This window comes from Lutimaribacter marinistellae (genome assembly GCF_042648365.1).
Classification (GTDB): Bacteria; Pseudomonadota; Alphaproteobacteria; order Rhodobacterales; family Rhodobacteraceae; genus Lutimaribacter_A; species Lutimaribacter_A marinistellae.
In genome coordinates, this window is sequence record NZ_JBHRXI010000013.1 from 1 (window position 1) to 8,325 (window position 8,325).

General features: G+C 60.8%; 8 protein-coding genes. 7 read left to right on the plus strand and 1 reads right to left on the minus strand.

The window, feature by feature from the left end; genetic code table 11:
• The 7 genes from ACFORG_RS13440 to ACFORG_RS13470 all read left to right on the plus strand — a co-directional run.
• Window positions 1-311: hypothetical protein (locus ACFORG_RS13440; protein WP_386736050.1), on the plus strand; the 311-nt coding region annotated here is incomplete at its 5' end.
• 434 nt (window positions 312-745) lie between these two features.
• Window positions 746-1,423, plus strand: coding sequence for a SphA family protein (locus tag ACFORG_RS13445; protein WP_386736057.1), 678 nt, complete (start codon window positions 746-748; stop codon window positions 1,421-1,423).
• Window positions 1,424-1,473: 50 nt separating this feature from the next.
• Window positions 1,474-2,541 (plus strand): DUF1254 domain-containing protein, encoded by a 1,068-nt coding sequence (locus tag ACFORG_RS13450; protein ID WP_386736051.1) that lies wholly within the window; start codon window positions 1,474-1,476, stop codon window positions 2,539-2,541.
• A gap of 14 nt (window positions 2,542-2,555) precedes the next feature.
• Window positions 2,556-3,554, plus strand: a complete 999-nt coding sequence (locus ACFORG_RS13455; protein WP_386736052.1) for a DUF1214 domain-containing protein — start codon at window positions 2,556-2,558, stop codon at window positions 3,552-3,554.
• Window positions 3,555-3,784: 230 nt separating this feature from the next.
• A complete protein-coding gene (locus ACFORG_RS13460) occupies window positions 3,785-4,153 on the plus strand; it encodes a hypothetical protein (protein WP_386736053.1) in 369 nt (122 codons plus the stop codon).
• Window positions 4,154-4,309: 156 nt separating this feature from the next.
• The gene (locus tag ACFORG_RS13465; protein ID WP_386736054.1) at window positions 4,310-6,031 is read left to right on the plus strand and encodes an alkaline phosphatase family protein; all 1,722 of its coding nucleotides are present in this window, start codon (window positions 4,310-4,312) and stop codon (window positions 6,029-6,031) included.
• Window positions 6,032-6,055: 24 nt separating this feature from the next.
• Entirely contained in the window at window positions 6,056-8,008 is a 1,953-nt protein-coding gene (locus ACFORG_RS13470) for a DUF3604 domain-containing protein (protein WP_386736055.1), read from the plus strand.
• Between the two features lie 68 nt (window positions 8,009-8,076).
• On the opposite strand, the gene ACFORG_RS13475 is transcribed toward ACFORG_RS13470, so the two are convergent.
• Window positions 8,077-8,325 (minus strand): hypothetical protein (locus ACFORG_RS13475; RefSeq protein WP_386736056.1); only part of this gene is annotated, 249 nt, incomplete at its 5' end.

Genomic DNA, 8,325 nt, shown 5'->3' on the forward strand with positions numbered 1-8,325 from the left:
CCGAGGAGGTGGACATCCAGGCCGTGCTCGATGCCGCCATGCCCCACATGCATCACAGCTGTGAAAGCGTGTTGGAAACCTACCCGGATGATGATGAGGCGGTGACCGCAATCGTGCGCCGGATGGCATTCGTTGCCATCTACAATCGCCAGCTCGACATTCTCGCGCTCGTCCCGGACGAGGCCGAGCGCGAGGGGCTCAGAGACGAGTTCGTCGAAGAGCTGGAGGATTCCTGCGACGACGATCCGGGCAGGCTGCTCGCCGGGGCGGTGGACATGGCGGTCAAGAACACCATGGAAGCCTATGACTGAAGACTGGCGAGTACATGGCGCCCCCGGATGACATGAGCAGGGATCAACGAGACGGCAGCTGCCGCTATGGAGCGCCGGTTCCGGCCGAATGCACGAATACCCCCTGTTTTCAGTTCAAGGAGTTGCTTCAATGACACCCCAGTTAATAGACCCGGCTCAGACGCGCCGAAATTCCAGCGGTGTCATGTTGCTTCTCGCATCGTGCTTGGTCTTGCCGGTCGGCAGCGACTCGGCACAGGCAGCCGAAGGCGGCGGAAGCCATTACCTGCCTGGTGCAGTTGGGGACATCTTCCTGGCGCTCCCGCCCGAACCAGGTTTTCAGGTCGCAAACGTGTCGTGGTTCCAGACAGGAAGCTTAGGCACGACCCTTCTCGAAGGCCAGGTCGGCCTTGGTCTGGAGACGGATACCTTCATCAATATGACGTCCGTCAGTTATACCTTCGAACAGCCGGTCCTCGGGGGGGCGTTACACCGTCGGCATGGCGATCCCGTTCGGCTATGCGACGCTGGACGGTGCGATAACCGGCCCGCTGGGTGGTCGGTTGCCCTTTTCAGATAGCAGCTTTGCCTTGAGCGACATCGCGTTCACACCGGTCCAGCTGAACTGGAGTTCGGGTCCCTGGTCCTTCAGGTTCTCCGAGACGATCATTGCGCCGACCGGTGCCTACAGCACGTCGGATGGCGATCTCGTCAATCTGGGCCGCAATTACTGGAGCTTCGACACCGTCGGAGCCGTCACCTGGTTCAACCCGGAATCGGGCACTGAGGTTTCAGCCTCCGCCGGCCTCATGATCAATACCGAGAACCCGGCCACCAATTACAAGACAGGCAACGAGTTTCACCTCGATGCCACGTTCAACCAGTTCGTGGCGCCGGACTTGGCCATCGGGCTGCGGGGCTACTACTACAAGCAGCTGACCGCGGATAGCGGAGCCGGGGCCACCCTCGGCGCCTTCAAGTCGTCCTCCTACGGGATCGGCCCGGGCTTTGTCTGGATCCCAGAAGCCGCGGGTGGCGGGCTCACCATTCTTGGAAAATGGATGCACGACTTAGGCGCCAAAAACCGTTTTGAAGCCGATTACATCACGCTGACGGCTGCCTGGACATTCTGAACGGACCGACGGGTCTAAACCGACAGCGCAGTTCAAAGAAGGAGACTTTCATGATCCCAACTCCACGATTTGCCGCGATCTGCCTCGCTTCCGGCCTGGCCGCCTCCCTTTCTGCGGTGCCCGCTGCGGCCCAGATGGCCGATGACAACCTGAGCGAAATGATCGATGCGCGCGAGATCCCGGTAACCATCGACAATTTCGCGCGGGTTGCGAGTGACATCGAGTTCGACAAATACGTGGCACTCGCGGGCGGTATCAACCGCTTCTACCACTTCCGCGAACCGACGCCGGTCGACAACCAGCCCACGATCCGAATGAACCGCGATACGCTCTACAGCACCGCCATTGTCGATATCTCGGAAGGCGCGACGCTGACGCTGCCCGACGTCGGTGAGCGGTACATGTCGGCGATGATCTACAATCAGGATCACTTCGTGAACGCGGTGTTCCACGGCGGCGGAACCTACGCGCTCGACACCGACACGTTCGATACCGATTACGTGATCGTCTACATGCGCACTTTGGTTGATGCAGACGATCCAGAGGATGTGGCGGCGGTTAACGCCATCCAGGACCAGATGCAGATCGAGGCGGTCTCGTCCAACCCCTTCATCCTGCCGGACTACGATGAGGACGCCTATGAGACGCTGGTCGATCTGACAAAGCAACTCTTGCCTTTTGCCGGTGGTATTCAGGGCACGTTCGGAACACGGGAAAGCGTTGTTCCGCTTCGTCACTTTATCGGCACAGGGATCGGCTGGGGCGGCCTGCCCGAGACCGAGGCGATGTATCCATCCAATGTCCCAAACTTGCCTGTCGGTGAATACAAGATCGAGGTGCCCGCCGAGGTGCCGGTGGGCGCATTCTGGTCGGTCAGCCTCTATAATGCCGACGGGTTCTTCGAGAAGAACGCGCATGACGGCTATGTGATCAATTCGATCATGGGCGACCGCAACGATGACGGCTCGATGACCGTGCATCTTGGTGGGTGCGACGATGGCCGCGTGAACTGCCTGCCAATCATGGAGGGCTGGAACTACGTCATCCGCCTCTACCAGCCCGGCGAGGAAATCCTCGACGGAAGCTGGACCTTCCCCAACGTCGAACCCGCCAGTTGAAAAGGAACAGGATTATGAGAAGCCTGCTTGCCCTCGTGCTCTGCGCCCCAACCTTGGCATCTGCCGAGGAGATCACCCTCGAAAACCTGCTTCGAGCGGAAACCGATCACATGATCCGCCAGAATATCGAGGCGTTTAATCTCGAGATCGGCCAGATCGTCCACCAACGCGAGACGGTGGACCTCGCCAACCAGCCGGTAATCCGGATGAACGTGGACACGATCTATTCCTCGCTCGTCTTGGATCTGTCCGAGCCGGTCGAAGTCACGCTGCCCGAGATCGAAGGGCGCTACCAGTCGATGCACGTGGTCAATCAGGACCACCACATGTTCGTCGAGGCCCAGCCCGGGACCTACGAACTGACACAGGAGATTGTCGGTACACGCTTCGCGGCGGTGAATTTCCGCACTTTCATTGAACCCGGCGACCCGGAGGATGTAACGGCCGCCCATGCCGCGCAGGATGGCATTGTCGTCTCGGGTGGCGGAACTGGGCCGTTCGAGGCACCGGACTGGGACACCGAGAAACTGGCAGCAGTGCGTAAGGCGCTGAATGACCTTGCTGCCGAGGTCAGCTTTGACTCCGCGCTTGCCTTCGGGCGAAAGGATGACGTGGATCCGGTCCACTACCTGGTAGGCGGGATCGCCGGCTGGGCCGGACTGCCGGCCGAAGGTGCGATCTACCTTGTCGATGCCGTGAACCAAAACGATGGCGAGACCCCCTTCAAGGTCACTGCCAAGGATGTGCCGGTGGACGCGTTCTGGTCGGTCACGATCTACAACGCGAACGGCTTCATGGAGCCCAATGACATGGGCCGCAACAACTACAACAACGTTACCGCCGAACCGAACGAGGATGGCTCCATCACCATCCACATGGGCGGCTGCGACGATGGCCGCGTGAACTGCATCCCCATAACGCCGGACTGGAGCTACTCCGTCCGCCTCTACCAGCCGCGCGCCGAAATCCTCGACGGAAGCTGGACTTTCCCCGCCTTCGAACCTGCTAATTGAACAGGAGGCAACGACAATGAAGGCGCCATTCGCAATCCTGGCGGCGGGCCTTGACCATGCGTTTCTGGATCGGGTGGCGAAGGGTTGCCCGAAATACGAAAAGTTGGGGCGCCGGGGAATACCTCGTGCCGGCGCCCCAACGATTGGTGAGGGAAGGGCAGTCGGAAGTCCACCCCGAGCCGTCATACAGACGGGGATTATACAGTTTCGAGTTCGAAAGGAGGACGATCATGACTGCAAAAGGCACGCTGATGCTTGCTATTTCCTTGGCCTTGGCCGTGGCGACATCGCCGGGGATGGCAGACAGCAAGAAGCCAGGCAAGAACCACAAGGTCCCGCCCGGCAAGGCCACCGGAGTGCCTCCGGGCCTGGCCAAGAAACCCGGCGGCCTGCCCCCGGGACAGGTCAAGAAGGTTTATCGCAAAGGAGAGTTGCTTCCCCGGGGTCACGCCTGGATCACGGACTATGACCGTTGGCGCCTGCCGCCACTGGCGCCCGGACAAGGCTTTGCACGCTACAACAACGAAGTTTACCGCGTTGTCCGCGACACGGGCGTTGTCCTTGAGGCCATCGGAATAGTCTCGGATCTCATGCGCTGAGGCAGAACGAAACGAAGGATGGTCGCGTGAACTGCTTCCCGATCACCCCGGGCTGGAGCAATGCCGTCCGCCTCTACCAGCCGCGTGAAGAAATCCGCGACAGGAGCCGGACTTCCCCCGCCGTCGAACCTGCCAATTGAACAGGAGGTAACGACAATGAAAGCATCAATCCCGATCCTGACCACGGGGGCCGCGCTGCTCTTGGCCAGCACCGCGCTGGCGCAGGACATCGCCACACAGGAGCGTCCGCGCCTGATTTTGCAGATCACCGTGGACCAGCTTCGCGGCGACCTGCCGCTGCGCCATCTCGACCAGTTCGGAGAAGGTGGTTTCCGCTATCTGATCGAAAACGGCATCCACTATGACAACGCGCACCACGCCCATGCCAATACGGAAACTGTGGTGGGTCACGCCACGCTGGCCACCGGCGCGCATCCGGCGGCGCATGGCATGGTGGGCAACCTCTGGTTCGACCGAACGCTGGGTCGCGCGGTCTATAACATCGAGGACCCGGATTATCCGCTGCTCACGGGCGGCGCGGGTGTCGATGCCGAAACCGAGATCGACCCGACGCAAAAGGCCGCCGGCACGGACGGGCGCTCGCCCGCGGCAATCCTGACGACCACCTTCTCGGACGAGCTATCCATCGCAACACAAGGCCGGGCGAAGGTGTTCGGCGTATCGGTCAAGGATCGCGGCGCTGTCACCATGGCGGGGCATACCGGCAAGGCGTTCTGGTTTTCCAAGGCCAGCGGCGAATTCGTGACCTCTAGCTATTACTACGATGACTACCCCGACTGGGTGGTGGCGTGGAACGACGCGGATATCCTGCAAAACTATCTTGGCGGCTCGTGGGATCTGTTAAACCCCATAGACAGCTACCTGTTCGGCGACCGCGACGATCAGCACTGGGAACCGGATTTCGCAGGCTACGGCCGCACCTTCCCGCATCCCTATTCAACCATCGACCCGCTTTCTTACGAGAACGACCCCTATTTCTCCACCTTCCTCACCATTAGCCCGGCGGGCGACCAGATCACCGCCGATTTCGCCAAGACGCTGATCGACGCCGAGGGGTTGGGAAATGACGAGGTGACCGATTTCCTGGGCGTCAGCTTTTCATCGACAGACTATGTCGGCCATTTCTTCGGCCCCTCGAGCCTCGAAGCCGAAGACAACCTGCTGCAACTCGACCGCACGCTGGCCGACCTGTTCGCCCATGTCGACGCGAGGATTGGGCTGGACAAGACGTTGATCGTGCTGTCGGCCGATCACGGCGCGCCCGAGGCGCCTGGATACCTTGCCGAACTGGGCAAGCTGGGCGGCTATGTCTCGCCCGACGCTTGGGATTCCGCTGCTGCCGTCGACCGGATCCGGGCGCGGTTCGAGCTCTCTGGCAAGATAGTCGAGGGCTATGACCATCCCTATATCAACCTCACAGAAGCGGCGCGCACCGCCGAGGGTGTTGATCCGGTGGCGCTGGAAACCGCCATCGCCGAGGAACTGGTGAGCTTCGAAGGCGTGGCGTACGCGATCCCCAGCTCGCGCCTGCGCGCGGGTACCCTGCCTGAGAACGCCCTGACCCGCGCGGTGGTCAACAACTACAATCCGGACCGCTCGGGCGACATCTATCTGGTGTTCAACCCCGGCTGGTTCATTAACGATTTCGACGGACTCTCGGTCACCGTCACCCACGGTTCGCCCTGGCGCTATGACACCTTCGTGCCGATCCTGTTCGCCGGAAACGGGCTGGCGCCGCAAACGGTGTCGCGCAGGGTGCACACCGTGGACGTTGCGCTGACGCTCTCTGCCATCGCCGACACCCGCCCGCCCGATGGCGCGGCAGGCAACGTGTTAACTGAAGTGGTGGGGCAATAGAACGTACCGCTAATCCTTTACCAAATGCTCGCAGCCGGCGGCTACGCCAATCAAAGAGGAGAAAAGGCCATGCTTAAATCCTTCCCAATCCTGACCACGGGGGCTGCGCTGCTCCTGGCCAGTACCGCGATGGCGCAGACTTATACCGGCGACATCGCCATTGACGAAGAAGACGTAGTACTCGGACAGCGGCATTATTCGCCCTATCTCGATGAGTCCTATCCGAACCGGGTGTTCTTCGGCGACACGCACCTGCACACGTCCTACTCAACCGATGCAGGCATGATCGGCAATAGCCTTGGTCCGGATGACGCGTTTAGGTTCGCCCGTGGAGAGAAAGTACGCGCTTCGGTTGGTGAGTATGCGCAACTCATCAGGCCTCTGGATTTCCTCGTGGTCGCAGATCATGCCGAGAACCTCGGACTCGCCCCGATGATCGCAGAGTCGAATCCGGCTTTGCTTGCACTCCCTTGGGGTCGAGAAGTGCATGATCTTGTGAAGGCTGGGCAACTTAACGAAGCCTACGTCATGTGGGGCACAGCGATGGCGGAACTTGCGGACCCCATCGATGACGATGACCTGACGCGCTCGATTTGGGCAAGGATTGTGGAAAGTGCCGAGCGCTTCAACGAACCCGGTGTGGTCACCTCTCTGCACGGCTTTGAATGGACGTCGTCGCCCGATGGCAACAACCTGCACAGGGTGGTGATGTTCCGCGACGATGGCGACAAGGTTGGAACGAGAATCCCGTTCTCCAACTACGACAGCAACGATCCCGAAGACCTGTGGGCGTGGATGCAGAGCTATGAGGACGAAACGGGCGGTAGCGTCATGGCAATCCCGCATGGCGGCAACCTGTCCAACGGGCTGATGTTCGACACTGTGCGTCTCAACGGCGAACCCATCGATATCGACTATGCAGAACGTCGGGCTCGGTGGGAGCCGGTCTACGAAATGACGCAGATAAAGGGCGATGGCGAGACCCATCCTATGTTGAGCCCCAATGACGAATTCGCCGACTACTACCGCTGGGATCGTGGCAATTTCGGCTTCGAGCTTAAAACGCCTGAGATGCTACCGAAGGAATATGCGCGCGAGGCGCTGGCAAGGGGCCTCGCTATCGAGGAAGAGATCGGCGTCAATCCTTTCAAGTTTGGCCAGATCGGCTCGACTGACAGCCACACGTCGCTCGCCACCACCCGAGAAGACAATTACTTCGGCAAGGCCACCCCGGGTGAGCCCGGCACCGCCTCTGAACGCTATAACGAGTTGATCATTCAAGACGCCATTATTGGCGACGAGGTTGCAATCCGTCACTATGAAACCCTCGCCTCAGGCCTCGCCGTCGCTTGGGCGCGAGAAAACACCCGCGCGGAGATCTGGGACGCATTCCAGCGGAAGGAAGTCTACGCCACGACTGGCTCTCGTATGGTTGTGCGCGTCTTCGCCGGCTGGAATTTCGAGGAAGACGAAGTGCACCGCCCTGACTTCGCCGCCGAGGGCTACGACCGCGGAGTGCCGATGGGAGCCGATCTCTTCGCCGGCCCCGACGGCGCGGCCCCGACATTCATGATCCGCGCGCTGCGTGACCCAGACGGCGCCAATCTCGACCGTATACAAATCGTCAAAGGCTGGGTCGGCGACGATGGCGAGCCGACGACAAAGGTCTTCGATGTGGCATGGTCGGGTGACCGCGAACCGGATGCAGAAGGAAACCTGCCGCCTGTGGGAAGTACCGTGGACGGTGCCGACTTCACCAACACAATTGGGGCAGCGGCCATCGGCGGCTATTGGGAGGACCCCGAGTTCGATCCCACACAGCGCGCCTACTACTACGTGAGGGTTTTGGAGATCCCGACACCGTCCTGGCTCGCCTACGACGAAGCGTTCTATGGTCCACAAGACCTCCCGGACGACGCCATGATGGTACAACAGGATCGCGCCTATACCTCGCCGATCTGGTATTCGCCCTTTTAGAGATCGAACTCTCGTATTCGCCACTCTTTCGCTCCGGCCGATCGCTCCTCCGGTCCGGAACGCCCGCTTCAGCCGTTGCGTCCGAAAAATCTCCTCTGGATGGCCCAACCCAGCGGGAACGGCTCAAGCACCTGCGCCAGCGTCACGTCCGGCCCCTGCTTGCCGTCCAGGATCGCCTCGACGATGTCGGGCGCGAGCAGAGTCAGGCGCATGACGCGCGTTATGTAGGAGGGTGCCATCCCCTCGCGCTCGGCCAGTTCGGCGATGGTGGCGTATTCGCCCGACTCCAGCATCCGCTTCCACCGGAACGCACGAGC